Source organism: Asticcacaulis currens (assembly GCF_028550395.1).
Lineage (GTDB): Bacteria > Pseudomonadota > Alphaproteobacteria > Caulobacterales > Caulobacteraceae > Asticcacaulis > Asticcacaulis currens.
The window spans coordinates 410,004-432,402 of the sequence record NZ_JAQQKW010000002.1 but is presented as its reverse complement, the minus strand read 5'-3'; the positions used below and the strand labels follow the sequence as shown (position 1 = coordinate 432,402).

At 62.6% G+C, this 22,399-nt stretch carries 25 protein-coding genes and 1 pseudogene; 18 read left to right on the top strand and 8 right to left on the bottom strand.

Annotated features, from left to right (window positions below; translation table 11 throughout):
- Positions 1-193 precede the first annotated feature (193 nt).
- Entirely contained in the window at positions 194-1,393 is a 1,200-nt protein-coding gene (locus PQU94_RS05200; RefSeq protein ID WP_272740425.1) for a TetR/AcrR family transcriptional regulator, read from the top strand.
- Between the two features lie 14 nt (positions 1,394-1,407).
- Here PQU94_RS05200 and PQU94_RS05195 read toward each other — a convergent pair whose 3' ends face one another.
- Genes PQU94_RS05195 through zigA form a run of 4 tightly spaced genes read right to left on the bottom strand, consistent with a single transcriptional unit; the run spans position 1,408 to position 4,952 of the window.
- Positions 1,408-1,902 carry a DUF3299 domain-containing protein gene (locus tag PQU94_RS05195; RefSeq protein WP_272740424.1) on the bottom strand — a complete coding sequence of 165 codons (495 nt, stop codon included), beginning with the start codon at positions 1,900-1,902 and terminating at the stop codon, positions 1,408-1,410.
- Positions 1,899-3,104 (bottom strand): FtsX-like permease family protein, encoded by a 1,206-nt coding sequence (locus PQU94_RS05190; protein WP_272740423.1) that lies wholly within the window; start codon positions 3,102-3,104, stop codon positions 1,899-1,901. Before PQU94_RS05190 ends, PQU94_RS05195 begins: the two co-directional genes overlap by 4 nt.
- Positions 3,101-3,745 (bottom strand): ABC transporter ATP-binding protein, encoded by a 645-nt coding sequence (locus tag PQU94_RS05185; RefSeq protein WP_272740422.1) that lies wholly within the window; start codon positions 3,743-3,745, stop codon positions 3,101-3,103. The genes PQU94_RS05190 and PQU94_RS05185 overlap by 4 nt, the downstream gene beginning before the upstream one ends.
- 1 nt (position 3,746) lies before the next feature.
- Positions 3,747-4,952 carry a zinc metallochaperone GTPase ZigA gene (gene zigA / locus PQU94_RS05180; protein WP_272740421.1) on the bottom strand — a complete coding sequence of 402 codons (1,206 nt, stop codon included), beginning with the start codon at positions 4,950-4,952 and terminating at the stop codon, positions 3,747-3,749.
- 75 nt (positions 4,953-5,027) lie between these two features.
- Between zigA and PQU94_RS05175 the strand changes: the two genes are divergently transcribed.
- Positions 5,028-5,408 carry a MerC domain-containing protein gene (locus tag PQU94_RS05175; RefSeq protein WP_272740420.1) on the top strand — a complete coding sequence of 127 codons (381 nt, stop codon included), beginning with the start codon at positions 5,028-5,030 and terminating at the stop codon, positions 5,406-5,408.
- A 245-nt stretch (positions 5,409-5,653) separates the two neighbouring features.
- Here PQU94_RS05175 and PQU94_RS05170 read toward each other — a convergent pair whose 3' ends face one another.
- Both PQU94_RS05170 and PQU94_RS05165 read right to left on the bottom strand, forming a co-directional pair.
- The gene (locus PQU94_RS05170; protein ID WP_272740419.1) at positions 5,654-6,142 is read right to left on the bottom strand and encodes an EF-hand domain-containing protein; all 489 of its coding nucleotides are present in this window, start codon (positions 6,140-6,142) and stop codon (positions 5,654-5,656) included.
- Positions 6,143-6,165: 23 nt separating this feature from the next.
- Positions 6,166-6,960 (bottom strand): DUF4198 domain-containing protein, encoded by a 795-nt coding sequence (locus PQU94_RS05165; RefSeq protein WP_272740418.1) that lies wholly within the window; start codon positions 6,958-6,960, stop codon positions 6,166-6,168.
- A gap of 193 nt (positions 6,961-7,153) precedes the next feature.
- Here PQU94_RS05165 and PQU94_RS05160 point away from each other — a divergent pair, with 193 nt between their 5' ends.
- Positions 7,154-9,244: a TonB-dependent receptor domain-containing protein gene (locus tag PQU94_RS05160; RefSeq protein ID WP_272740417.1), complete on the top strand. Its 2,091-nt coding sequence runs from the start codon at positions 7,154-7,156 to the stop codon at positions 9,242-9,244.
- Between the two features lie 38 nt (positions 9,245-9,282).
- A complete protein-coding gene (locus PQU94_RS18155) occupies positions 9,283-9,972 on the top strand; it encodes an energy transducer TonB family protein (RefSeq protein ID WP_272740416.1) in 690 nt (229 codons plus the stop codon).
- Positions 9,973-9,982: 10 nt separating this feature from the next.
- Here the strand turns inward: PQU94_RS18155 and PQU94_RS05150 are convergent.
- Both PQU94_RS05150 and PQU94_RS05145 read right to left on the bottom strand, forming a co-directional pair.
- Positions 9,983-10,072, bottom strand: a pseudogene (locus PQU94_RS05150) (IS5/IS1182 family transposase); the annotation flags it as partial.
- A gap of 283 nt (positions 10,073-10,355) precedes the next feature.
- Positions 10,356-10,769, bottom strand: coding sequence for a DUF2147 domain-containing protein (locus tag PQU94_RS05145; RefSeq protein ID WP_272740415.1), 414 nt, complete (start codon positions 10,767-10,769; stop codon positions 10,356-10,358).
- Between the two features lie 304 nt (positions 10,770-11,073).
- On the opposite strand from PQU94_RS05145, the gene PQU94_RS05140 reads away from it, so the two are divergent.
- The 14 genes from PQU94_RS05140 to PQU94_RS05075 all read left to right on the top strand — a co-directional run bounded on the left by PQU94_RS05140 (position 11,074) and on the right by PQU94_RS05075 (position 22,397).
- Complete coding sequence (locus PQU94_RS05140) at positions 11,074-11,328, top strand: acyl carrier protein (RefSeq protein ID WP_272740414.1); 255 nt, start codon at positions 11,074-11,076, stop codon at positions 11,326-11,328.
- 1 nt (position 11,329) lies between these two features.
- Positions 11,330-12,526: a beta-ketoacyl-[acyl-carrier-protein] synthase family protein gene (locus tag PQU94_RS05135; RefSeq protein WP_272740413.1), complete on the top strand. Its 1,197-nt coding sequence runs from the start codon at positions 11,330-11,332 to the stop codon at positions 12,524-12,526.
- Positions 12,527-12,537: 11 nt separating this feature from the next.
- Positions 12,538-13,194: a response regulator transcription factor gene (locus PQU94_RS05130; protein WP_272740412.1), complete on the top strand. Its 657-nt coding sequence runs from the start codon at positions 12,538-12,540 to the stop codon at positions 13,192-13,194.
- On the top strand, positions 13,194-14,621 hold the full coding sequence (locus PQU94_RS05125) for an ATP-binding protein (protein ID WP_272740411.1): 1,428 nt from the start codon (positions 13,194-13,196) through the stop codon (positions 14,619-14,621). Before PQU94_RS05130 ends, PQU94_RS05125 begins: the two co-directional genes overlap by 1 nt.
- Positions 14,622-14,800: 179 nt before the next feature.
- The gene (locus PQU94_RS05120; RefSeq protein WP_272740410.1) at positions 14,801-15,451 is read left to right on the top strand and encodes an MtnX-like HAD-IB family phosphatase; all 651 of its coding nucleotides are present in this window, start codon (positions 14,801-14,803) and stop codon (positions 15,449-15,451) included.
- 61 nt (positions 15,452-15,512) lie between these two features.
- The gene (locus tag PQU94_RS05115; protein ID WP_272740409.1) at positions 15,513-16,901 is read left to right on the top strand and encodes an aspartate aminotransferase family protein; all 1,389 of its coding nucleotides are present in this window, start codon (positions 15,513-15,515) and stop codon (positions 16,899-16,901) included.
- 1 nt (position 16,902) lies between these two features.
- Complete coding sequence (locus PQU94_RS05110) at positions 16,903-17,814, top strand: arginase family protein (protein ID WP_272740408.1); 912 nt, start codon at positions 16,903-16,905, stop codon at positions 17,812-17,814.
- A complete protein-coding gene (locus tag PQU94_RS05105) occupies positions 17,811-18,149 on the top strand; it encodes a DMT family transporter (RefSeq protein WP_272740407.1) in 339 nt (112 codons plus the stop codon). Before PQU94_RS05110 ends, PQU94_RS05105 begins: the two co-directional genes overlap by 4 nt.
- Positions 18,146-18,976, top strand: coding sequence for an alpha/beta hydrolase (locus PQU94_RS05100; RefSeq protein WP_272740406.1), 831 nt, complete (start codon positions 18,146-18,148; stop codon positions 18,974-18,976). The genes PQU94_RS05105 and PQU94_RS05100 overlap by 4 nt, the downstream gene beginning before the upstream one ends.
- Positions 18,969-20,069, top strand: a complete 1,101-nt coding sequence (locus PQU94_RS05095) for a GNAT family N-acetyltransferase (protein WP_272740405.1) — start codon at positions 18,969-18,971, stop codon at positions 20,067-20,069. The genes PQU94_RS05100 and PQU94_RS05095 overlap by 8 nt, the downstream gene beginning before the upstream one ends.
- The gene (locus PQU94_RS05090; protein WP_272740404.1) at positions 20,066-20,452 is read left to right on the top strand and encodes a DMT family transporter; all 387 of its coding nucleotides are present in this window, start codon (positions 20,066-20,068) and stop codon (positions 20,450-20,452) included. The genes PQU94_RS05095 and PQU94_RS05090 overlap by 4 nt, the downstream gene beginning before the upstream one ends.
- A complete protein-coding gene (locus PQU94_RS05085; protein WP_272740403.1) occupies positions 20,449-21,270 on the top strand; it encodes a MipA/OmpV family protein in 822 nt (273 codons plus the stop codon). Before PQU94_RS05090 ends, PQU94_RS05085 begins: the two co-directional genes overlap by 4 nt.
- A gap of 459 nt (positions 21,271-21,729) precedes the next feature.
- Positions 21,730-21,981, top strand: a complete 252-nt coding sequence (locus PQU94_RS05080) for a hypothetical protein (protein WP_272740402.1) — start codon at positions 21,730-21,732, stop codon at positions 21,979-21,981.
- A 62-nt stretch (positions 21,982-22,043) separates the two neighbouring features.
- Positions 22,044-22,397, top strand: a complete 354-nt coding sequence (locus tag PQU94_RS05075) for an Hpt domain-containing protein (RefSeq protein ID WP_272740401.1) — start codon at positions 22,044-22,046, stop codon at positions 22,395-22,397.
- The last annotated feature ends 2 nt before the right edge of the window (positions 22,398-22,399 follow it).

Below are 22,399 nucleotides of genomic sequence, written 5' to 3'. Positions count from 1 at the left end.
TAAAGGATTTGCAACGGCAGTACCCTGCGTGCGTTTCGCAAAACGTTGTGGCTTTTTGGCTGCAAACCGGTCTATAGACGGCGCATATAGGCGTAGGGTTGGCGTTGGAATGGCTATACGGGTTTTGGGTCAGGCTTTGCAGGGCCAAGAAGGCGGGGCGGGCGATTCCCCTAAGGGATCGGCTGCGGAGCGTATGCTGCGGGCTGTAGGCGGGATGTGGCGCAGCCACGGTCGCGCACAGATGAGTGCGCGCCTCGTCGGGCAGAAGGCGGGCGTGCAAGCCTCTCAGATCAATTACTATTTTGGCGGGTTTGAACAGATGTTATGTTCGGCCCAGGCGCAAGCCATCGAAGCCGCCAGCCAGTGGTGCGAGGCGCGTCTGATGGATTTAACGCCACTGGACCTGTCCGCCGCGCAGGGAGAGTCCTTCGGACACATCCTGGCCGGACTGATCGAGGCGTGGTGCACGGAGGCGGCGGATCTGGCCTTTGCGTGGACCGAATGCCTGCTGCTGGCCGGGCGGAACCCTGGTTATGCCGATGCTGCGCGGCAGTGGCAGGCGCTGTGGACCCGTTTCTTTGATGCGTTGTGCGCCCGCGCCGGCCTTTCGGTTCACAGCGCGCTGATGCGGCACTTTTTTTACGGCGAGGCCTTCATGCACCGCCTGATCTGGCGACCGGCGCTGGATCGGGCCGTACTCGCGGAAAGCTGCGTGAGCTGGCTGCGCCTGTTGCTGAGCGGGGAGGCCGGGACCACGCCTCTGCGCGCCTGTGTACAGACCGAAGTTCATCGGTATACGCCGGGCGTTCTGGTGGCGGGGTCTGTGCAGGCCCAGATTGCCGAAGCGGCGGCCGATCTGGTCGAGCGCGACGGCGCGGCGGCGGTCACGCACCGGGCAGCGGCGGCGGCGGCGGGTCTGACCTTGGGGGCGACGACCTATCATTTCTCTTCCAGCGATGCGCTTCTGGGGGCGGCATGGGCGGCCATCTATGCCCGCCTGACCCGTCCGGATGCCAACGATACGGCGCCAACCTACGCAGAAGAAACGGTAAGTCGCGCCGAGTTCATGGCGGGGATGACGCATTTCTTCGATAATCCGCAGCAGCAGAACCACATGCGCGGTATGGAGGAACTGGTATCGCAGGCGGCGCGCGACCCGAGCCTGTCCGGCGTAGGGGCGATGATCCGCTATACGCGCGGTCAGACCACCTATCTGACACTCAGGCGTCTTCCGCGTGAGGGTGCGGCGGCAGACAGGCAGACGGCCGCGCTGGTTTCGACCTGGTTGCAGGGTCTGGGGCGCGATTTGCGTGGCATGACCTCTGCTGAGCGCACACAGGCGGTTCACCAGCACCTATCTCGGATACTGCATATACTGAAAGTGCCCGCATAAGTGCCACAGAGCCCCTACGCCTTAACGGGCTTGGCATTCGTCATAGCGAAAAAGACGCCCATTTCCGGATTGCTGGTCAGTTTGAACTGCCCCTCAATGGTCAGGGGCTTGTCGTTCCAGGCTACGGCCTTGAGGCTGCGCACCTCGATCACCTCATTGGGCTCGCCCGGAGGATGGAACAGGCACACCGGCGTGTTGATGCCGATTAGAAAATGCTTCGTCAGGTCCAGTCCATCGAGCGGAATGATGAAGCCTCGGACCTTCAGGGTTTGCCCGATCAGAGCCTTGACCTCGTCCGTCGGGGTCAGGCTGTAGAGGGCGGTTTTGGCGTTATAGCTGACCTTGCACTGGCGCAGCTTCACCCACAAAGGGTCGGATGACCGCGGCAGGGTGCGCTGAAAGGCACGCTCGCCGCTCAGTTCGCCATCGGTGGTCGAAGCCTTTTGTTCGCGCCAGGCCGCAAGGCTTAGGGCGGCAGGCAGGAAAAACATCAGGTCGCGGCGTCTCATGCGCGGAATCCTTCATCATCACGGGTCAGGGCAAGGCGCAGGGCGGGCACAAGCGCGCTCAGGCACGCGGTCAGCAGGGCCGCCCCATAGAGCCAGGGCCATTGATCAACGGGCAGGCCGGGGTGAGGAGACAGGCCATAGGCGCTCAGGACGTGGGTGAGAGCGGACTGTCCCAACAGGCTGAGCCCCACGCCCAGCACCAACGCCGCGTGGACGATCAGCAGCGCTTCGGCCAGACAGATCAGGCTAAGATCAAGAGAGGTCGCCCCCATAAACCGCAGCAGAGTGAGGTCACGCGCCCGGCGGTTCAGCGCCTGTACCAGCGACAGAGTCAGGACCAGCGCGCCAAAAGCGCCGATGGCTACAAACAGCCCTGTCGCGAAGTAGATGACCGGGTGCACGAGGCTGAGCAGCCGCGCCAGTTCCAGTTGCGGGCTGGCGGCCGACAGGGTGTCGCTCTGATTGATCAGGGCAGGGGCCGCGGCCAGTGCCACGGGAGAGGTGAAGCTGACCAGAACGGCATTGACATGATGACCGTCTGTGGCTTCGGCGTGGTCGTGATCGTCTGCGTCCGGGCCGTGCGCGTGGACCCACGCGATAGACCCCAGATCGGACAGCAGAAGGTGGTCGATAACGCCGCCCGTCGGGGCCAGGATGCCGGTGACGGTGTAGCGTGCGGCGTGCGCTTCGCCTTCACCGGCCAGTCCGTGACTGGAGCCCAGTGTCTGACCGAGGCGCAGATTCAGCGTCTTTGCGGCCTGCGCGCCGGCGACCATCTGCATCGGCTGCGCCCACAGATGCCCCTGTGCCAGTCGGGCGTGATAGAAGCCGACGATGTCTGGTCGCGTCCAGACGATGCGGATGCCTTCGACGCTGTCCCCCAGCGCGATAGGTACACTGGCGCGGATATAGGGTTTGAGATCAGGCTCGGACAGGCGGGCTTCGATAGAATTCAGGGACACCAGACCGGGGGCGGGCGTCTGATGCAGGGCGCAGCACAGGCTGAGGTCGAGACCGGAGGCCTTGGGCCCGACCACCATGTCGGTTTCGGAAATGCGCGCCTTCACCGCTTCGGGCAGGGCGGTCTGGGCCCACAGGATCAGGATAAGCCCGGCCAGCCCGCAGGCCCCGATCAGCAGGGTCAGGGCGGTGGACCCCCAGCGGCGCCACAGGCCCGCCAGTACGAAACGCGCGAACATCATGTCAGCGCCCCCGTTACGACTTCGGCGACAGCGCCCAGACGCGCCTTCACCCGCGCATCGTGGGTGGCGACGATCAGCGCCGTGCCTTCGTCCTGCGCCAGATCGAGCAGCAGCGACAACATCGCTGCGGCATTGGTCTCATCCAGAGCCGCCGTCGGTTCATCAGCCAGTATCAGGGCCGGGGCATTCATCACCGCACGCGCCAGAGCCACGCGCTGGGCCTGACCCTGACTGAGGCGATCCGCGCGCCGGTGTGTCAGGGCCGATATGCCCAGCCGGTCGAGCAGGTGATGGGCACGCGCGACATCCAGCGGCAGGTGGGCGCTGGCGCGGGCCATCTGAAGATTGTCCATAACGCTAAGGGAGTCGATCAGGCGGTAGTCGGCGAAGACAAAGCCGATGCGCCGCCCGCGCAAACGCGCGCGATCTATGGCCTTGCTGGGCCAGAGGGGCTTGTCTTCCAACTGCACCGTACCGTTTACGGGCGCGATCAGTCCCGCCAGACAGAGGAGCAGCGAGGTCTTGCCTGCCCCGGACGGGCCGGTCAGGGCCAGGGTCTGACCGGCGCTCAAGTGCAGATCAGGGAGCCCGATAAGGGCGTCCCCACGTCGCACGGCCAGATTTTCTGCGCACAGGGGCATGTCACGCGGGCTCGCTCTGGCGTCCCCAGACGGGGAAGGGGTCAGGCAGTTTTGCCCAGCTTTTGGGGCCGCGTTGCCACTCGGCCGGGGTCAGCAGCGCCGCATCGAACATGGCGCTCAGGGCCGCCTGATCCATGCCCTTGCCGATCAGCACAATTTCCTGCCGCCGGTCGCCATGGGGGGCGCGCCACACCTGATCCAGAAAGGCGCGCGACTCCGGGTCGTTCGGGCGGCGGTTCGGCGGGATGGCCGCCCACCAGTGGCCGCCCCACTCATGAGTGGCCGCGGCCCCGGCCTGCGACCACGACCCCACATAGTCCATGCGCGAAGCCAGCCAGAAAAAGCCCTTTGAGCGCCACACACCCGGCCATTCTCGGTCGAGAACCGCCTTCAGCCGCGCCGGATGAAACGGACGGCGGGCGCGGTACACAAAGCTCGATATGCCGTATTCTTCGGTTTCGGGGACGGTGTTGAACTCCAGCGCCTGTCGCCAGCCGGCGGCCGACTGGGCGCGCTCCATATTGAACAGACCCGTGTTGAGTATGTCGCTTAGCGGCACCACGCCCTTTTCGGCATAGACGATGCGCGCCAGCGGATTGAACTGACGGCAGATGCCTTCGACGTCACGCCGCTGGTCGTCGGTGACGAGGTCGAGCTTGTTGAGCACAATAACATCCGCAAACTCTATCTGTTCGACCAGCAGATTGACCACGGTGCGGGTATCGTCTTCGCCGAGACTTTCGCCACGATCGGCCAGAAAATCGGAGGAGCCGTAATCGCGGTGGAAGTTGAATGTATCGACGACCGTGACCATGGTATCCACGCGGGCCAGATCGGCCAGAGACACGCCGCTTTCTTCAACGAAATCGAAGGTCGCCGCCACCGGCATGGGCTCGGCTATGCCCGTGCCTTCGATCAGCAGATAATCAAAGCGTCCGGATTGCGCCAGCACGCGCACCTCTTCCAGCAGGTCTTCGCGCAGGGTGCAGCAGATGCAGCCATTGGACATTTCGACCAGCTTTTCCTGCGTGCGTGACAGGTTGGCGTCACCGCCCCTGACCAGAGCGGCGTCTATATTGACCTCGCTCATATCATTGACGATCACCGCCACCCGCAGGCCTTCGCGATTGCGCAGGACGTGATTGAGGAGGGTCGTCTTACCGGCCCCCAGAAAACCAGACAGAACAGTCACGGGAAGTTTGGTCACGGGCGCCTCATGCGTGCTTGAATTTTGATATGTTATAATATAACGCAATCGGACCGCAACTGAAAAGGAGGCCTCATGTCGGCCGCGCGTAAAGTTTCCAAAAGCCGGACCCTTGATGCGCTGGCTATGGGACTGTCGAGTTTATGTGTGGCGCATTGCCTCGTGATGCCGCTGGTGTTTGCGGCCCTGCCGTTTCTGGGGGTGTTCAGTGACAACCCGCTCGTCCATCAGGTGCTGGTGGGGCTGGCCGCCCCGGTGAGCCTGTTTGCCCTGATCCGCTCCGGCGGCTGGCGACGGGCAGGGCTGAGCGCGATGGCCTTTGCGGGGTTGGGGCTGCTCAGCGTGGCGGCATTTTATGCGCCGGCCGAAGCCTGGGAAACGCCCCTGAGCGTCACGGGGGCGGCGCTGTTAGCGACCATGCACCTCTTCAATGCCCGCCTGCCGCATCGACACTAAACCGTTTCCGTCCTGAGGTTCGACACATGATCACCACCGAAATGACCCATGGCGACCCCATGCCACAGTTTCGCTCTGGCAGGCTTTGTGGTGGAAACCGGCAAGCCGATGATTTGGGAATTAAATCTTTAGAGCGGAATGCGGTTTACAGGCATTGACATTCCGCTCCAGATTCTTTGGTTGCAGCGTTTTCGGAAAAGCATCCTCATTTTGGATCTCGCCTGACGGCCTTTCCGCGTATCTTTCTAAGGATTGACAAACTCGCCCGTTTTGCCGTTCTTTGCCGCTTCTTCGGTCAGAACCACATCCTTGTGATCCACCACCCCGTCCTTATTGCGGTCGTGCAGGTCGAACATACGCAGACCCGAAGCGAGGTGTTCCGCCTGACTGATGGCGCCGTTCTTGTCGCTGTCGAGGACGCCGAATCGGACCTTGGCCTGACGCATCTGGCGTTGCTGTTCCTCCAGACGCTTTTCCGGGTCGCCGATGCGGCTGAGTCTGGCCATCAGGCGGCCTTCGTATTCACCGATGTATTCGGCCTCGCTCAAGCTGCCGTCTTCGTTGAAGTCGGCCTTGCGAAATTCGATGGCGCGACCGGCCTTGAATTCCTCAAGCGACACCTTGCCGTCGCCATTGAGGTCCTGTTCCTCGATAAAGGTCGAGGTGGAGTGTGAGGCGGCCAGCGCCGGGGCCGAGGCCGCGATGAGGGCGGTTATGAGAAGAGACGTTTTCATCTGGGTTATCCTTACAGAACAGGTTATTGGGGCAGGACTTCAAGGGTGAGGGTGGCGGTGTGGCTCAGCCACAGGTTCGCCTGACCTTCAGCGGGGCGACGCACGCGCACCTGAAGGAGGTAGAGACCGGCGGTCTTCGGCGTGAAGGTAACCTCGCCCGCGTCATTGGTGCGCAACGTCTGTTCGCCAACCCTGGGCGTGGCATAGGTCTGGCCATCGGTGATGATGGTGACGCCTTGACCCGACAGACCCTGGCCATTTTCACGCACGCGTACGGTGAAGGGTTCACCCGCATAGGCGTCATAGGGCGCGGTAACGGGGAAGAGTTCGACGCCGTCGCTGCGAAAATCGGGACGACTGGGGCGACCATGTGTCACATAAACATCGGCGCGCGTAAGGCTCTGCACGTCGATCACGGTTTCGCCGGATCGGGCGGCATTGGGGCCTTCGAGAAAGTGCACCTCACCGTCGCGAAGGACGCCCTTGGCCACGCGGCCCTTACGCACGCCGGACGAGATCAGATAGGTGCCTTCGGCCTTTAGCGGCGCTTCGAGAAATACCGCGTCCTTCAGCGTCGCTGCCGGGGGCAGGGGGGTGTCGGTCCCGTCCGGCGCGATCATATGGAAGGCGTCCGACTTCATGGCCACGTCAGGACGCAGATCGCCGTCCGAGAAGGCCGCTTCGATCGTTACGTGGTCGCGTGGTGCCGGGACCGTAAAGGCCGCGGGCTTGAGATAGGGCGAATGCGCCAGGGCGGGCGCCGTCAATAAACCAAAGAAAAGCAACGGGGTAATGCCGATAAAGCGATAGGCGGTCATGTCGTGTGATCCCTGAAAGAGCCCTGTGGCCCGAAAGACATGAATCCAATAATGAGAATCATTATTATTTGCAAGTGGCTTGACGTCGCATCGCCTCAGGGTGTAGTCGGCGAGTAAATGAGAATTATTCGCAATTATGGACGTGGGGTCCATGGCGAATCTCAGCCGATTTTTTCTGAAAGGAAGTATGGGGATGTCACTCAAATCATACCGTCTGCCGGCCGTCAGTACTCTGGCGCTTAACGCCCTGATCCTGTCTGCCGCGCCGGTGCTGGCGCAGGAAGCGGACAAGACAGCCGACGCCACCACCCAGTTGTCGCTGGGGCGCATCGTCGTCTCGGCGGGCAAGGAAAAGGTCGCCACCGATACGCCGCAGTCGGTGACGGTGCTCGATCAGGAGGACCTCGAAAACGCGCAGGCCGGTACGGTGGGCGAACTTTTGGAAGGCGTAGCCGGGGTCGATGCGGCCGGAGGCGTCTCATCTCTGGGGCAGGGGCTGAACATCCGCGGCATGGGCACCGCCCTGTCAGAATCGGACAGCCGCGTGGTCTTCACGGTCGATGGCGTCACCAAGTTTTTTGAGGGCTACCGCATGGGCAGCCTGTTCACCGATACCGAACTGTACAAGCGCGTTGAGGTGCTGCGCGGGCCGTCCTCATCGACCGTCTATGGCTCCGGCGCGCTGGCCGGGACGGTCAACTTCACCACCAAGGACGCTTCGGACTTCCTGAGAGGCGATGATCGCTTCGCGGTGCGTCTGAAAGGCGGCTACGACAGCAACAGCGAGGGGACGCTGCTGTCGGCGACTCTGGCGGCCAAGCCGATGCCAAACCTCGACGTGCTGCTGGTCGCCAATAAGCGGGACTTCGGCAACTACACCGATGGCAATGGCAAGATCGTCAACCCGTCGCAAGCGGCAGGCGAGTCGGTGCTGCTCAAGGGCCGCTACTATATCGGCGGCGACCGCAAGCACAGCGTCTGGGCCTCAGCGCAGAAATGGAGCGACGATTCCTGGCAGATATATGATCAGCAGGCGGCCTTTACGACCAGTCAGGTACGCCGCAAGACCGACGACACCAACTATGTCATCGGTTACGACAACGCCTTTGAGGGCAATGACTGGCTGGACCTCAAGGCGCAGATCGCCTTCGACGAATCGAAAACGGATCAGCGCGACAACCAGTTTTCGCCTGCCGCGCTCGGCTATACCTCGCAGTACAGCTACAAGACCGTGCAGGCGAAGGTGGAGAACGTCTCGACCTTCACCACCGGTCCCGTCGAGCACTTCCTGACCGTCGGCGTGCAGACCTATCATCAGGAGCGCCGCAACCCGCGTTACAGCGCGACGGGCAGCCTGACCAATGGCGCGACCACCCACCCCGAAGGCGATATGAACCGCGTCAGCCTGTATGTGCAGGATGAAATCCTGATCGGGGATAAGCTGACGCTCATACCCGGTATCCGCTACGATAAGTCGAAGCTGAAACCGGGGGCGGGTACCTATGTGGTGGGCACGACCGGCGTGCCTTCCTCCGTCGAACTGGACGCTACCTCGCCCAAGCTGGCGGTGCTCTATACGCTGACGGATCAGGTCAAACTATTCGGTTCGCTGTCGCATACCGAGCGTCTGCCCGTGCTGGATGAGATCTACACGCGCGGTGCGGCCCAGACCATCAGCCTCAATCTCAAGCCGGAAGAGTCGGAAAACCGCGAGGTGGGCGCCAGCTATTCGAAGCGCGGTCTGTTCTCTAAAGGCGACGGTCTGAACCTCAAGCTGACCGTGTTCCAGAACGATATCAAAAACCTGGTGACGCGCACCTCGACCACGGCCTCGGCCTACACCAATGTCGGTGAGGCGCGCTACGAAGGGGCCGAGTTGGAGGCCGAATACGCCTCACGCCATGTCTTCGGGCGCGCGGCATGGTCCACGGTCAATGGCTATAACAAGCTGACGAATATCGCGTTTAACACCCTCCCGGCAGAGCAACTGAACCTCACGGCGGGCTGGGTGTTCCCTGAAACGGGGGTCACGCTCGGCTGGAAAGGCGATATCGCCGACAAACAGTATAGCTACAACGCCACCACCGGCGTCGTTTCGGCCACCAGCAAGTCCTACACGGTGCATAACCTGTTTGCCAACTATCGCCCGGTGTCCGGCCCGCTCGCCGGGATCGAGGCGCGTCTGAACTGGGACAATATTTTCGACACCTATTATCAGCCGCACCTCAGCTATCTGCCGGCCGCGGGTCAGACGGTCCGCCTGAGCCTCGCCAAAACGTTCTGAAACCAGCGGTGACGAGCAAGGGTCAAAAAAGCCTGGCTGTGGGGGCCTCCGTTCTGGTGAACGGGGGCTTCCTGCTGGCCGTCGCGGGGCTGGCGCCTCAGCCGACACCCCCGCCGGTTGAAAGCCCGGTGTTCGAGGTGGCAATGGAGGTGCGCCCAGCCGTGGCGAAGACGGCCCCGCCAGCGGCAGAGATACAGACACCCCCCTCTGCGGATATCAAACCCTCTGAAAACCCTGTGAAGACAGCGGTTTCGACGTCACAGCCGTCGTCTTCGTCGGCACTCGCCGCAGCCATGCCCTCCGCGCAAGCGGTTCCGGCCTCCGCTCGGACCGAGCCCGCCGCGGCCCCTCCGTCGGCGGGTGCGCCTGCGGCCGCGGCCTCCACTTCCCCGCTCGCCGCAGCCGGTGCGTCGCGTCCGAGCGAGGTTCAAGCCCCGCCCCCAGCGGCCTATGCCGCGCGTCTTCGCCACCATATTGAACAGTTCAAAATATATCCGCCGCAGGCCAAACGCCGTCGCGTCGAAGGCGAGGTCGTCCTCAGCTTTCAGATGGGTCGCCAGGGGCGCGTCCTGACGTCGCGCATCGAGCGTGGATCGGGCTCGGCGGATATTGATCGTGCGGCACTTGCCATGCTGAATGAGGCGCAACCCCTACCTCGCCCACCGGATAGTCTGACGGGCGAGGTTCTGTCCCTGAACGTCACCACTCGCTTCAGCTTGAAAGATTGAGCCAAGCGTTGGCGATACGATCGTAACGGTGCGGGTGCTTGCGATGCCGCCGAGGCGGGATAACGGGTTCAGCGCCTTATTCGAGAATGAGATTGTGCAGGCCTGTTCGTCGCCGTACACGCCATGGATGAGTGCGTGTGTACAAAGCGATGAAATTCAAAAAGGCACAGAATGCCCACGGGTGTATTTCGCCGTCAAAAGACGCTCGCGCTTGAAGCGGTCCCGACGCCGTGAGGGGACGCCTTTTTCCGGTTCAGGAAGTCGAGGGAGTCGGGATGCTGCCGCCAGCGTCCGGCGAAGTTGAAAAAATCCTCAAATTATGATGGGTTATCGGTGTGATCCTCCGGTCATGTCCGATGGCGGATCGTCTGTTTTCATGAGCTTTAGGGGGCCACGCGCGTCCAGACCTGTCGTCCGACCTCGGCCTTAAGAACCCCCAGCGGCTTTGAAATGATCAGACGGTCCTTGCCCTCCAGACGTAAGGTGAGTCCCGTATGGGTGCGGCCGTCTTCCGGGTCGTAGATTTTACCGTCGGTCCAGCCCTGTGCCGTCGGTTTGAAGTCGCTGAGAATTTGCAGGCCGGTCACCGGCTGATGGCGGCGCGACGGATCGGGATTGTGTTCGTCCTTCGCACTGGCCTCGGCGGGATCGAGGAGGCGTTCGACTCGCCCGCACAGCACGGCGGTCTGACCAGGGCAGGGGGCGATGCGGACCCAGGCGTCGCGGTCCTGCGTCACCCACACACCCGCGGGCGTGGTTGCCCCTATCCCCAGTAGCGCCACAATCCCTATCCACATTTCGCCCTCCTTGGTCAGACATACACAACACCACAAATCCGGCAAAAAACAGGGCCGAATACCAAGGGTCATTGAAAATGACCCTTGGTATTCCATTCGAGAATGTCTCATGTCACTGACACATATGAGACATTCTCGTTTCTTCGACGGCCGGATGCGGTCAGCATCTTCGGCCGTTGGTAGAAAAATCGGGCCTGCCTTGATATCGCCATCCCTTTAGGTCACACAGGGCCTCGTGAGAATGTGACGGCCTTTGTTGGACTGCGTGCGCGGCTGTGACGCGGCGTGTCCGGGAGCATTGACCGTGTCTATTGATCAGACCCCCTCGACCGTTCTCTATCAGGTCGTCGCCAAGGAAATGAATACGACCGAAGCGGCCGTTCGTCAGGCTACGAGCCTCGAAGAACTGGGTATAGATTCCCTCGAAATGATCGAAATCGTCATGGCGGTGGAAGACCGTCTGGGCATATCCATCAATGACCGTGAACTCCATGCGGTCGGCTCCATGCCCGAATTGCTGGCCCTGATCGAGCGATCGCCGAAAAAGGCGGCGGCCTGACATGGCGCGGCCGGCGGTTGTCATCACCGGGTTCGGCCTGCGCCTGCCCGGTGCCAATTCGATGGCGGAGCTCCTCCGACTGTACCGTTCCGGTAAGGCCGCGACGCGGCCGCTTGGCGGTGAGTTGACGGGCTTTGCCGGCGGGCGGGTCGGGGATCCGGGGCTGGATGCCCTCCGCACCAAACAGATGGACGCCTGTGCCGTCCTGGCTCTGGCCGCGGTCACAGATGCCCTCGCCATGGCAGGTTTGGGAAAGGGCCCCGGCCTTGACGAGGCCGGTGTCTATGTTGGCTGCGGCGGGGGCGGGCTGGAGTCGATCGAACAGAGCGTGCTCGACTGGCACCAGCGGCAGGACGTCAAAAGCCAGACCCTGATGCGCTGCATGGCCAACGCACCTGCGGCCCAGATATCCATCACATGGGGCTGCAAGGGGCCGAGCCTGAGCTATGCCATGGCCTGTTCATCGGCCTCCCATGCGATCGGCGAAGCGGTGACGCGCCTTCAGTCTGGTCGTTGCCAGCGGGTTATTGCCGGTGGCACCGAAGCCCCGCTGACCCAGACCATGCTGCGGATATGGACGGCCATGCGCCTGCTGGGGCAAGGGCCGGAAGCGGTTGTGCGCCCCTTTTGCTATGAGCGGGGCGGGCTTCTGCTGGGGGAAGGGGCCGTCTTTTTCATATTGGAAACCCTTGAGGCGGCACGCGCGCGAGGGGCTGAGCCGCTGGCGCAGCTTTCGGGCTACGGGGCTTGGTCCGATGCGACGCATATGACCGCCCCCAATAGCGACGGTCAGGCGCGAACAATGACTCTGGCCCTGACGGATGCCGGTCTTTCTCCGGAGGCGCTGGGCCACGTCAGCGCCCATGGGACGGCGACGCTGGCGGGGGATATATCGGAGACCAAGGCCGTCAAGGCGGTGTTTGGTGCGCACGCCGCCCGTCTGTCGGTATCGGCGACCAAGAGCTTTCACGGGCATTTGCTGGGGGCGGCGGGTGGAGTCAGCCTGCTGGCCAGTCTTTTGGCCGTGCGCGAAGGCTTCGTTGTCCCGACTGTCAATTTCGGTACGCCTGACCCGGAGCTTGACCTCGATTACGTACCCAATGCGGCGCGCGAAGGTGTGGACATCCGCCACAGCCTGTGTAACGCCTTTGGCTTCGGCGGCAGCAATGCCTCACTCATTGTGTCGCGCGTGGAGTAGATGGCGGCCTTATGCAGGTTCTGCTGATAGAGGATGATCGGGGTCTGGGGGCCGGGCTGAAGGCGGCGCTCGAACAACTGGGCTATGGCGTGGACTGGGTGCTGACGCTTGATGAGGCGCTTCAGGCCCTCGACTATGGCGACTTCGCCGCGGCCCTTCTCGATCTTGGCCTGCCCGATGGCGACGGTCTGAGCCTGCTGCGCCGCCTGCGCAAGCGCGGCCATGGCCTGCCCATACTGGTGATCACCGCCCGCAGCCAGCGCGATACCCGTCTTCAGGCGCTCAATGACGGGGCCGATGACTATGTGACCAAGCCCTATGATCTCGATGAACTGCTGGCCCGCCTGAGGGCCGTGATCCGTCGCACGCGCGGCGAAATCAACGGGGCTGTGCGCTTTGGGGTCTATGAACTCGATATAGAAGGCCGGATCGTGCGTCAGGAGGGCCGCCCCATCAAGCTGACAGCGCGCGAATTTCGCGTCCTGTCGCTGCTGGTGACGCGCGCCGGGCGCTGGGTGTCGAAAACCGATATCGAAAACGGCATATATGACGACGCCACGGACGTCGAAAGCAATACGGTCGAGTCGGCAGTGTACGGTCTGCGCAAGAAGCTGGGTATGGAGACCATCGTCAGTGCGCGGGGGCTGGGCTATATGGTGATACGCTGATGCGCATACCCGATCTTCTTCAGTTGCTTCTGACGCCGCGATCCCTGTCGCGGGGGTTGTTTGCCCGTATGACTCTGGTCACGCTCGTGGGGGCCCTGACCATTGTCGGGGTGGCCGCGACCGCCGTCAGGTCCGAGGTGGATGAGATATTCGATCAGCAACTGGTATTGGGGGCCAATCTGCTGGTCAATCTTATGCGCGACGAACTGAGCGATCTGCGCAAGACCACAGGCTCGGTGGTGGCGGTTGATGACATGCCGCTCTTGTCAGCCGAAGACCGTGAGGCCTTTGACGCCTATGCCGACTGGCGGATGTTCCGTATCTGGTATCAGGACCGCTTGCAGTTCAGGTCGGATACCGGCCCGGACGTCAAAGCGCCGCAGGACAGCGAAAACTCGACCTTTCATAATGTGCGCTCCGGCGGCAAGGTCTGGCGTATCTACACGCTTGCAGCACCTGGCGGCTATCCGATCGTTCAGGTGGGGGAGCGTCTGGGGGTGCGCAAGCAACTGGTGCACAATATTGCGCTGCAACTGGCGGCTCCGTTTGTCGGCATTGCCCTGTTGCTGCTTGTCATCATCTGGATCAGCCTGAGAAGCGGGTTGCGCGATCTGGATGGTTATAGTGCGCGACTGGCGCAGCAGCAGGGCAGCCCGCCCTTTATACCCGTGCGTTCCGAAGACTGGCCCGCCGAACTGGGCGAACTGACCGCTGTGATCAACGGCCTGTTTCGCCGCATAGAGGACGGCCTGCTGCACGAGCGGACCTTTATCGAAATGGCCGCCCATCAGTTACGCACGCCCCTGGCCGCGCTTAGTCTCGAAGCGCAGCTATGTGCCCGTATCGACGATCCTGCCGAATTGAAGCCGCGTCTGATGGCCCTGAATGCCGCCACCGACCGCATCGCCCGGCTGGCCGATCAGTTGCTGGTTCTGGCCCGCCTTGGGGCGGCCGGAGAGAGTGACGCCCTGATCCCCAGCGTGCGCGAGGTTGTGGGGCAGTTGCTGGCCGACGCTGCGCCGGTCATTGCCGAGCGCCGCATCGATGTCGCTCTGGAGGGGGGCGACTTTGCCTTCCGCGGCTCGGATACGGCTTTGCGGCTGGCGCTGGCCAATCTGATCGAAAATGCCATGGGCCATACGCCGCCGGGCTCAGAGCTGGTGATCGACATCGAGCGGGCGGTCAATCTGCCGTCGGGCTATATCGAAATCCGCGACCGTGGCCCCGGCATGAGCGACGAAGACAAGGAAAAGGCGTTTGACCGCTTCTGGCGGGCGCCGACCAATACGCGCAACGGTACGGGGCTGGGGCTGGCGATTGCGCGCGATGCGGCCGATCTGCTGGGGGGGCGTATCCGGCTTGTGGACCGTAGCGACGGTCTGTCCGGTCTGGTTGCGCGCCTGATGCTACCCAAAATAGATGCCTAATACCAAGCGGCATTGGAAATGACCCCTGGTAGAGGCGGTGCCAGAGAAAAATGTGGCAAGTCTATGACTAAATTCAATAATATATAATTCGCGGGGAGGCGATTTCGTCGTCGTCTCGTCAGTTTCGCGTCAGTCAGCCCGTTTAGCTTCGCCCTCAGCAAGGTCAACAGGACGACGACATGCGCGTATTTTGCGATTTTGACGGGACGATTACCGTTCTCGACACGACCGATCAGGTGCTGACGCATCGCGCAGACCCCCATTGGCAGGCGCTGGAAGAGGCCTGGATCGCCGGGCGGATCAGTGCGGCGGAGTGTATGCGGGGACAGATTGCGCTGATCGACACGGATGAGGACGCGCTCGATGCCGTGCTGGATCGCTGTCAATTGCGCGAAGGCTTTGTCGCTTTTGCCGGCTGGTGCCGCCGGGCGGGCATCTCGCTCACCATCGTCAGTGACGGCGTGGATCGTTTTATCCGGCGTATCCTGTCGCGGCACGGGCTGGAGGGCCTGCCGGTTGTGTCCAACCGGCTGATCCTCGAAGGCGAAGCCTACCGTCTGGATCAGCCGCACGCCGTTCCGGGCTGTGCCGCCGGCTCAGGGGTCTGCAAATGCGCAGTGGTTCGCGAACTGACGGATAAACGCCCGGTGGTCTTTATCGGTGATGGCCGCTCCGACTTCTGCGTCAGCCAGCGCGCCGACATCCTGTTCGCCCGCGACCGACTGGCCACCTACGCCGCTGAACGCAACCGGACCTTCATTCCGTTCGAGACCTTCGACGATATCCGTATCGCTCTCGTCGGGGATGGTACCCGTAACCTGATGGCCTGAGCCCCCTAATATTTTGGTTTAAATCGCTTTTTGTTTGAAGAGCGCTCTAAGGATCAAACCTATGTACGATTCACAGGACCTGTCGGAATCCGACCTGCTGGCGCTTGAGGCCAGATACTGCTCCCATGGCGATACCGTCCACTATATGGACACGCCGCGCGTCTTTACGGGCTGCGACGGTTCCTACATGATGGATGCCAAGGGGCAGCGCTATCTCGACCTTCAGATGTGGTATTCCGCCGTCAATTTCGGCTACCGCAATGCGCGCCTCAACGCCGCCGCCCACCGGCAGCTCGACACACTGCCGCAGGTGGCCTCGCAATATCTGCACCGCGAGAAGATCGAGCTGGCGACGCTTATCGCCCGCGATATGGAGACCAAGTTCGGCGAAAAGGGCCGCGTCCATTTCAATGTCGGCGGGGCTCAGGCGGTCGAAGATTCGCTGAAACTGGTGCGCAATGCCTGCGGCGGCAAAAGCCTGATGTTTGCGTTTGAGGGCGGCTATCATGGCCGCACGCTGGGTGCCTCGGCCATCACCTCGTCCTACCGCTATCGCCGTCGGTTCGGCCATTTCGGCGATCGCGCGCAGTTTATCGAATTTCCGTACCATTTCCGCGGCCCGAAGGGCATGACCAAGGAAGAGTACGGTCACCACTGTGTGCAGAAGTTCAAGCGCCTCTTTGAGACCGAATATAATGGCGTGCTGGACGTCAAGACCGGTCAGTGCGAGTACGCCGCCTTCTATGTCGAGCCCATTCAGGGGACGGGCGGCTACGTCGTGCCGCCGATGAACTTCTTCAGCGAACTGAAGGCGGTCCTTGATCAGTACGGTATCCTGCTGGTCGTCGATGAAATCCAGATGGGCGTTTATCGTACGGGCAAGCTGTGGGCCATAGAACATTTCGGCGTGACGCCGGACGTTCTGGTCTTCGGCAAGGCGATCACCAACGGGCTCAATCCCCTGTCGGGCCTGTGGGCCAAGGAGGCCCTGATCAATCCCGGCATCTTCCCGCCCGGATCGACCCATTCCACCTTCAACGCCAATCCGATGGGCACGTCGGTGGCCTTGGAAACCCTGCGCATGGTCTCCGAAGAGGACTATGGCGCCAAGGTCATGCGCAAAGGCGCCTATTTCCTTGAGGCGCTGAAAGATCTGCAAAAGCGCTGGCCGCAGATCGGCGATGTCGATGGTCTGGGCCTCGCCCTGCGCTGCGAAATCTGCAAGGAAGACGGCTTCACGCCCGATAAGGCCCTGCTGGACGCCATGGAGGCGGAAGGGCTGCGCGGCGGGATCGAGATCGACGGCGAAAAATACGGCCTCATTCTCGATGTCGGCGGTTACCACAAGAATGTCATCACCTTAGCCCCCTCGCTCGAAATCACTGAGGGCGAGATCGACTTGGCTATCCGCCTGCTCGACAGCCTGTTGCGGCGGTGTGTTGGACAATAAAGTGACGGCGCGACTTCTTGATCTGGACGGTGCTTTCGACCTTCAGCCGGACCTTGTAGCGGAATCGGGTCGCATCGACGCGCGCGATCTGGGCCCGGCACTCAGGCTGTGGTCGCGTCCGGCGGCACTGCAAGCGCTGGATCTGAGGGTACGTGAGGCCCTGAACGGGTCGGGCCCGGCGCTGGTCTTTGCCGGTTCGGGGGATTTTCACCATGTGTCCGCCCTGCTGATCCGTCGGGCGGCCGACACGGCCCCCGAACGGCGGATGACGGTGCTGCATTTCGATAACCACCCGGATTGGGTCAGGTTTTCGCCCGGTATGCACTGCGGAAGCTGGGCGGCGAAGGTCGCGCGCTTCAGCGGTGTGCGTCAGGTCATTTCGGTAGCCATGTGCAGTCCGGATATGGAGGGCAGCGCCCGTAAGGGGGCCGACCTCAGTGTTGTGCGCGAGGGGCTTCTCACCCCGTTTCCCCTCCGCGCAGGTGCCAGGGAAGAGTGCGTCGTGGCTGGCCGTCGCATTCTCACAATTGAGACGTTAGGCGACGCCCTCTTCCTTGAGCACGTAGATCGCATGATCGGTTCGGACGATGTCTATATCACCATAGACAAGGATGTCCTGTCGCCGCTGGACGCCGTAACCAACTGGGATCAGGGCGATCTGCGCCTCAGCCGCCTGATCGGCTGGATGACGCATCTGCTGGACGGACGCCGCCTGCGTGGGGCGGATATCGTCGGGGACGCCAGCCTGCCCGTCTATGGGCCGGGATTGTTTGCCTCGGTTCTGAAGCGGGTAGAGGCGGCCATGGACCAGCCGTGGCAGGTGCAACTCGATACGGAGAGCGTGCGCATCAACGCCGCAGCCAATCGTCAGTTGCGCGACTGCCTGCTGCCGCACATCCGGAGGGCGTCATGATTGCCCTTCTGCTTCTGGGGCTGTGCATCGTCGCGGAGACGGCGCTGGAACTGTGCTACAAGCGCGCCGCCGATGCCACGGACGGCGTGGTGGCTGCGCTGCTCCATCCCCTGACGTGGCTGGGCCTTGGCCTGTGGGCTGTGCAGGCCATTGCGTGGATTCTGGTGCTGAGGGGCCTGCCTCTGGCCGTGGCCTATCCGGTCAACTGCCTGACCTATGTCACCGTGCCTCTGGCCAGCCTTGTGGTTCTGAAAGAAAAACTGACCGCCCGGCAGGTCGGGGCCTGCGTCCTGATCGCGTCCGGCGTGGCGCTGGTGGCGGGGAGGGGCGCATGAATATGATGACGGGCGACCTGTCGCATGAGAAGACCGGACGCGATCTGGTTATTCTGGTGCACGGCCTGACCGGGATGCCGGCGGAAATGCGCTATGTGGCCAGAAAGATGGCGCAGCACGGGCTTGCCGTGGAAACCCCACTCCTGGCCGGGCATGGTCACGATTATGCGGCCCTGATCGCAACCGACTGGCGCGACTGGCTCGACAGCCTGATCCGCCTCTATGACGAAAAAGCCACGGCCTATGAGCGGGTGCATGTGGCCGGTATCTGCGTCGGTGGTCTTCTGGGCTTTATGCTGGCCCAGAAGCGTGCGATCGCCAGTTGCACCGTCTATTCGCCCTTGTTCGCCTTCGACGGCTGGGCGATGAAGGCCCATTATGCGATCATCCCGCTGGCCTGGCCGCTCATGTACCTGCCGGGGCTGCGCGCGCATGTCGTAGAGGAAAGCCATCCTTTCGGTCTCAAGGACGAACGCCTGCGCGAACTGGCGGCGACGTCTCAGGAGGCGCTGATCCCCGGCGCGCTTGAGGGTATGCCCTACAAGAGTCTGGCCGGCTCGTGGCGACTGGGTCAGGCCGTGCTGCGCGCCGCGCCGGATAACCGCACCCCGCTGACCCTCGTTCATGCCCGCGAAGATGATATCGGCAGCCTGTCCAACGCCCATCGCCTTCGGGAGGCCTCCGGTGTTTCGGCGCGCCTCGTCGTGCTGGAGAACAGCTACCACATGGTCCACGTCGATCAGGAGCGCGGTAAGGTCGTCGCGGCCACGCTTGAAGCCATTCATGCGGTTATGCCGGGGTTTGCGGAGCCGGCGTCGGATGCTTGAGGTCCGCGTTCACGACTCGCTGGCCGGGATCGCCGCCGATGACTGGGATGGCTGTTTCGACGGAGCGCTTGAGGATCATGCCTACCATCTGGCGGTTGAACGGTCCGGCCTTGCGGGGTTTCGCTTCTTCTACGTCAGTGTACTGGACGGGAAGCGGGTGGTGGGTGCCGCCCCGGCCTTCCTGACGTCCTATGACCTCGAAACGACGCTGGATCCCCCCGAACTGCGCCGCGCCCTCACGCAGATCAAGACAGTGGCCCCGTGGGTTCTGCGGGCCTCTCTGGCGGCGCTGGGCTCGCCCTGTAGCGAAAGGGCCATGCTGGGGATTGCCGATGCCTCACGGGCGCCAGAGATTGCGTGCGGCCTGCGCGACGGGTTTTTGCAGGCCGCGCGTGAGCGCGGGGGCGCGCTGATGGCGGTGAAAGATCTGGTGGAAACGGATCGTGCCCTGTGGTCGCCGGTGCTGGCCGAACGTGGCTTTGGCGTGGTCTCCGGCCTGCCGATCGCCTGCCTGCCGATCGACTTTCCTGACATGGACGCCTATCTGGCGCGCCTGTCGCACGCCACGCGCAAGGACATGCGGCGCAAGCTGCGCGGCCGTGAGGGCGTGGAGGTCCGTCGTGTCACCCGCCTTGACGGTTTTGAAGAGGCGTTGATGGCTCTTTATCGCGCCACCCGCGAACGGGCCGAGATGGTGCTGGAGGAACTGACCCCCGACTATTTCCGTCGGGTGCTGAGCGCGAAGCCGGGCCGGGCCTTTTGCACGCTTTATCTAAAGGGCGATGAGCTTCTGGCCGCCAACCTGCTGCTGCACGACGACACCACCCTGATCGACAAGTTTTTCGTAATGGGCGAGGCCGGCCGCGCGCATAATCTCTACTTCGTGTCGTGGTTCGACAATATCGAGTGGTGTCTGGACAACGGCATCCGCGTTTTTCAGGCCGGGCAGGCGGCCTATGCCAACAAGCTGCGGCTGGGCTGCCAGCTTGTGCGCACCGATATGGCCTTTACCCATCGCAATGCCCTTGTGTCGCGCGTGCTGAAGCGCCTGTCGCCCCTGTTTGCCGCCGACCCGGTCGGGGATGCGGCATGACGCCCTCCCGGTCAAAATGGGCGCTTGTGCCGCTAATGATCACCCAGCCCCTGTGCGTGGCCGCCTATCAGTATCTGGCCAAGGCACTCGGTAACGGGCTGGGTCAGGGCGATGCCCTGACTCTGGCCCTGCATCTGGCGACTTCGCCGCTGTTCTGGACGCTGATCGGCGTGGAGATTATCGGGCTTCTGGCCTGGCTGGCCATACTGAACCGTCTGGACCTGGCGCGCGCCTTCCCGTTGACGGCCATTAGCTACTGTCTGGTCATCGCTATCGGCATTTTCGGTTTCCATGAACGGGTCGATCTGGCGACGGTCGGCGGCTCCGTTCTCATTCTCGCCGGTATCGGTCTTCTGGCGCGGGGTGAAAGGGGCGAGGCGTGATCGCGGCACCGGCGATGGTGACCGCGTCTTCCGTGCCGGTGGCCTGCGTGGTCGCCACCCCCGACACGGCCGGGGCCTCTCAGCGGTCATCCATGTCGTTTGAGCGCCCTGAGGCGGTCGTGCCCAAAGGACTTAGCACGCTTTTCGGAATGCGCGCCAGTGGCGATGTGGGGGTTATCTGGCGTCGCCGTCCCGCCCATATCGGAGCGGTTGAGGCGGTCAGCGACCTTTATCCCATTGTCGAACTCAGGGTCGGGGATCGCTGGCAGGTCAGTCTGGATGAGGGTGTCAGGTGGACCGCCGCCGAAAGGGGCCGCTGGCGCGTGGGGCCGGTTCTGGAATATCGGCAAGCCTATCGTGATAAGCTGCCGCGCGGCGCGCGCCCCTTGCCTGACGCGGTTGAATTTGGCGGCTTTTCCCAGTGGCAGACGGGTTTCGGCGATGTCGAACTGCGCCTGCGCCGCGCCCTGAACAGTTATCAGGGCTGGTCCGGCGACCTGTCCTATGACGCCGGAGCGCGGCTGTCGTCGCGGACCGCCATCGGCGTGGAGTTGCGCGGGGCATGGGCCGACTCCCGCTTTTCAGGCCCTTTCCTTGGCCTTCCGCCCACGCGCCGCGCCAGTTACTTTACACTGGGCAGTGAAGTCACGCTGGGGCACAGGCTCGATGAGCGGACCACGGCCTTTGTTCAGGGCAGCGCCGACCGTCTCTATGGGGACGACTGGCGCAGACCCGCGCTGAGATCGCGCCATGTGTTTACCCTGAGCCTCGGTTTCACCCGTCATTTCGGGGCGCGCGAGGCCGATAGTCTGCTGTGAACGGACGGTTTCCTTTCGGCATATCGAATGTTTATGCGCAAACCTCTATGCTTCACGCGCCGCAAAAGGTCGTTGATCCAGATCCACCTGCAACGGTCAAGCTGCGGCCCGAAGGCCCTGGTCTCTCTACGGGGCCTTCGTGCTTTTCGGGGCTTCCCCCTATCGTCCCTTTATCAGGTTCGGACTATTCTGGATTTATCGCATCGGGCTGAGGGCTTTCTCCACCTGGCCATGGACCGTCGCGAGTTTTCAACGGACGAATGCGCTCAGTCGCTTCGGCCGTTGGTATAAAGGCCCCGGGTAGAGAGACCGGGGCCTTTTTATGTTCACACGTGAGGTTTGCACGCATCGCGATTGCACGGGTATGCGAAAAAGAGTAATGACATCTGTAACAGTTTGACGCGGGGCTTCCGGCCGACACGTCACAAAAAGCTTGTCACAGAAAGTAAGCGTAAGACGATGAGCGGATATCGCCACCATGCGGCCCTTGAGGAACTGATCCGTTTTAACGACCGCCTGCGGGCCGAGGTCTGTCCCCTTAATCAGGACATCACGCCCGAAGCCTGTACGCAGGCATGGCAGCGGGCCTTGCTGGACCATGCCCAGATGGCCCGCCATCTCATTTCCGAATGTCGCATGGCCAATGTGCGGTCGGTGTTTCTGGACGGCATGGAAGCCTCCTTGCAGCGGGTTCAACCGGGGCTGAACTGAGCGCTTGTCATGCGCCGCGAAGCGCCGCACTGTGACAGGGTCATAGCAACAGAGGGGTTATCATGGCGTTTCGCGATCTGTCCGGCGCGGTCGATTTCGCACACCTTGAGGCCTATACGCTGAACGATACGACGGTTATCGAAGAGGTGCTGAACCTCTTTCGGCAGCAGGCCGAACTGTGGGCGCCGCTGCTCGATACGGGCCATCCCGGCTGGCGCGACGCGGCCCACACGCTAAAAGGGGCTGCAGCCGGGATCGGGGCCAATGCGCTTTCGTCGGCGGCCGAGGCGGCCGAACGTGGCGATGAGGCCGGGGCGGCAGGGCGTCTGGATAAGGTCAGGACGGCCCTTGATGCGGCCCTGATGGATGTCGCGGCCTATCTGCATGGACTTGAGCTAAACCGTTTAAAGAGCTGAAA

What these genes read in the sequence shown, in the direction of transcription:
- PQU94_RS05125 (WP_272740411.1), top strand. Translation starts at nt 13,194, where the DNA reads ATGCGCATACCCGATCTTCTTCAGTTGCTTCTGACGCCGCGATCCCTG.
- PQU94_RS05080 (WP_272740402.1), top strand. Translation starts at nt 21,730, where the DNA reads ATGAGCGGATATCGCCACCATGCGGCCCTTGAGGAACTGATCCGTTTT.
- PQU94_RS05195 (WP_272740424.1), bottom strand. Translation starts at nt 1,902, where the DNA reads ATGAGACGCCGCGACCTGATGTTTTTCCTGCCTGCCGCCCTAAGCCTT.
- PQU94_RS05130 (WP_272740412.1), top strand. Translation starts at nt 12,538, where the DNA reads ATGCAGGTTCTGCTGATAGAGGATGATCGGGGTCTGGGGGCCGGGCTG.
- PQU94_RS05185 (WP_272740422.1), bottom strand. Translation starts at nt 3,745, where the DNA reads ATGCCCCTGTGCGCAGAAAATCTGGCCGTGCGACGTGGGGACGCCCTT.
- PQU94_RS05115 (WP_272740409.1), top strand. Translation starts at nt 15,513, where the DNA reads ATGTACGATTCACAGGACCTGTCGGAATCCGACCTGCTGGCGCTTGAG.
- PQU94_RS05135 (WP_272740413.1), top strand. Translation starts at nt 11,330, where the DNA reads ATGGCGCGGCCGGCGGTTGTCATCACCGGGTTCGGCCTGCGCCTGCCC.
- PQU94_RS05090 (WP_272740404.1), top strand. Translation starts at nt 20,066, where the DNA reads ATGACGCCCTCCCGGTCAAAATGGGCGCTTGTGCCGCTAATGATCACC.
- PQU94_RS05200 (WP_272740425.1), top strand. Translation starts at nt 194, where the DNA reads ATGCTGCGGGCTGTAGGCGGGATGTGGCGCAGCCACGGTCGCGCACAG.
- PQU94_RS05095 (WP_272740405.1), top strand. Translation starts at nt 18,969, where the DNA reads ATGCTTGAGGTCCGCGTTCACGACTCGCTGGCCGGGATCGCCGCCGAT.
- PQU94_RS05105 (WP_272740407.1), top strand. Translation starts at nt 17,811, where the DNA reads ATGATTGCCCTTCTGCTTCTGGGGCTGTGCATCGTCGCGGAGACGGCG.
- PQU94_RS05120 (WP_272740410.1), top strand. Translation starts at nt 14,801, where the DNA reads ATGCGCGTATTTTGCGATTTTGACGGGACGATTACCGTTCTCGACACG.
- PQU94_RS05165 (WP_272740418.1), bottom strand. Translation starts at nt 6,960, where the DNA reads ATGACCGCCTATCGCTTTATCGGCATTACCCCGTTGCTTTTCTTTGGT.
- PQU94_RS05075 (WP_272740401.1), top strand. Translation starts at nt 22,044, where the DNA reads ATGGCGTTTCGCGATCTGTCCGGCGCGGTCGATTTCGCACACCTTGAG.
- PQU94_RS05175 (WP_272740420.1), top strand. Translation starts at nt 5,028, where the DNA reads ATGTCGGCCGCGCGTAAAGTTTCCAAAAGCCGGACCCTTGATGCGCTG.
- PQU94_RS05170 (WP_272740419.1), bottom strand. Translation starts at nt 6,142, where the DNA reads ATGAAAACGTCTCTTCTCATAACCGCCCTCATCGCGGCCTCGGCCCCG.
- PQU94_RS05100 (WP_272740406.1), top strand. Translation starts at nt 18,146, where the DNA reads ATGAATATGATGACGGGCGACCTGTCGCATGAGAAGACCGGACGCGAT.
- PQU94_RS05145 (WP_272740415.1), bottom strand. Translation starts at nt 10,769, where the DNA reads ATGTGGATAGGGATTGTGGCGCTACTGGGGATAGGGGCAACCACGCCC.
- PQU94_RS05190 (WP_272740423.1), bottom strand. Translation starts at nt 3,104, where the DNA reads ATGATGTTCGCGCGTTTCGTACTGGCGGGCCTGTGGCGCCGCTGGGGG.
- PQU94_RS05160 (WP_272740417.1), top strand. Translation starts at nt 7,154, where the DNA reads ATGTCACTCAAATCATACCGTCTGCCGGCCGTCAGTACTCTGGCGCTT.